Source organism: Anaeromyxobacter terrae (assembly GCF_022690685.1).
GTDB classification, from domain to species: domain Bacteria; phylum Myxococcota; class Myxococcia; order Myxococcales; family Anaeromyxobacteraceae; genus Anaeromyxobacter; species Anaeromyxobacter terrae.
Map to the genome: position 1 here is coordinate 1 of NZ_JALCYY010000142.1, position 946 is coordinate 946.

Annotated in this window: 1 protein-coding gene; it reads right to left on the reverse strand. The window is 77.5% G+C overall.

Annotation, left to right across the window (positions count from 1 at the left end; translation table 11 throughout):
- Positions 1-800: DUF6600 domain-containing protein (locus tag MNY62_RS25515; RefSeq protein WP_332842572.1), on the reverse strand; the 800-nt coding region annotated here is incomplete at its 3' end.
- Positions 801-946: the final 146 nt, after the last annotated feature.

The following is a 946-nucleotide window of genomic DNA, read 5'->3' on the forward strand; positions in this document are numbered from 1 at the left end:
GGTCGCCGCTCCGCTGGCGCCGCGGGGACGCGCGTCCTGCTGGGCACCGGCGAAGGCGCGACCGTACCGCCCGGCCGGTACGCCGGGACGGTCCCACCGCTGCGGCCGCGTGCAGCCGCCGGAGAGGGCACCGCGATGATGGGCGCCGGCCTCACCGGGTGTCCGACCTGTCCCTCGACCATGCGCAGCGGAGGTCCGCCGCGCGGCGGGGCCGGCACGGCGACGCCGGCGCGGCGCGGAGGTGCGGGACGCGTCCTGGGGAAGACCTCCGGGACGCGCGCGGGCGGCACGATCGCGCGGCGGACCGGATGGCCGACGAAGCGAGGCCCCGGCACGAACACCCAGTACGTCACCGCGATGGGCACCGGGTCCACCCACCACGCCACCAGCCCCGGGGGCAGCGGCGCCCATCCGATGAAGCCGCCCCCGACGCGCCAGGCGACCCACGCCGGCGCCCAGGCGTAGCCGGGCACCCAGATCCAGCCCAGCCACGGATCGAAGAGCCAGCGGCCGTAGTGATAGGTCGCCCACGCCCACGGCTCGTCGCTCGACCAGTACCAGCCCTCGACCGTCCAGACCCACTCACCGTCGACGTACGGGCGCCAGTCGGGCCCGGCGTCGACTGGGCGCCATACGCGTCCGTAGCTGCCCGCCACCACCCACTCACCGTACGGCGCGAGCCCCTCCTCGAAGAGCTCGAACGAGACTCCGGCCTGCGCGGCATCCGCACCCGCGCGCACGGGCAGGGCGCCGGCGCCGCACACGAGGACCAGCGCACCGAAGAGCGACCGCCACGTCATGGCCCTGACCTCCCGGCCGCGCGGGCGAGTGCGGCCGCGCTGGCCGCGCCCGCGTGCCGCGACGCCGGGTCGGGGGGACGCCGCGCGGCCTCGGCACGACCTCAGGATCCCGCCGCCGGTGCGCGCGCCGCAACGGAGGAGGTTGG